This is a genomic window from Anaerovibrio lipolyticus, from assembly GCF_021531495.1.
Lineage (GTDB): Bacteria > Bacillota > Negativicutes > Selenomonadales > Selenomonadaceae > Anaerovibrio.
Genome location: NZ_JADYTY010000083.1, coordinates 1 through 559 on the forward strand (window position 1 = coordinate 1; position 559 = coordinate 559).

General features: G+C 36.0%; 1 protein-coding gene. It reads left to right on the top strand.

What is annotated here, in order from left to right:
- Window positions 1–107: 107 nt before the first annotated feature.
- Window positions 108–236 (top strand): hypothetical protein, encoded by a 129-nt coding sequence (locus tag I6E26_RS11275; RefSeq protein WP_268824899.1) that lies wholly within the window; start codon window positions 108–110, stop codon window positions 234–236.
- Window positions 237–559: the final 323 nt, after the last annotated feature.

Genomic DNA, 559 nt, shown 5'->3' on the forward strand with positions numbered 1-559 from the left:
CTTAGAGAACAAATATTTATTTTTCGATGGAAAATTCTCATTTTAATTTGCTTTAAATCTTGACATAGCACCAGTTTGACTATAGTATTTTACAGGATGCAGGGAAAGTGTCAGCTGAAATTGTAAAGCTTCATGCTGAGACCGAATTTGAAAAATATCTTGTCATTCAGGACAGGCTGTTTATGTCTGACTTTGATAAGTACATGCTGGAACTGGAAGAGAATGGGAAGAAGTAGCAGCATCGCCATTAAATTTTCAGCTTGCCAAGGTCGAGTGCATGGGAGCTTGGTCATCAGTTGGGGCAAAAAATTGATATGGTATAGATAAAGTTGCCGTTGTAAAGAAAACACCAACATATATCATCTTTAGTAGTGACCACATAAAGTTAGACCTAAAATCTAATCTTATGGAGGCACCACATTGTTTGACGGTATATGTTGGTGTTTTTATGTTATATAGATTGAAAGTTGTTATTTACATAGAGTCAGTAGAATTATCTTTTACTGGTCTATGTCTTTGGGCCTGCACAGCTCATAGCTAATGACTCCAGTGTTGATAT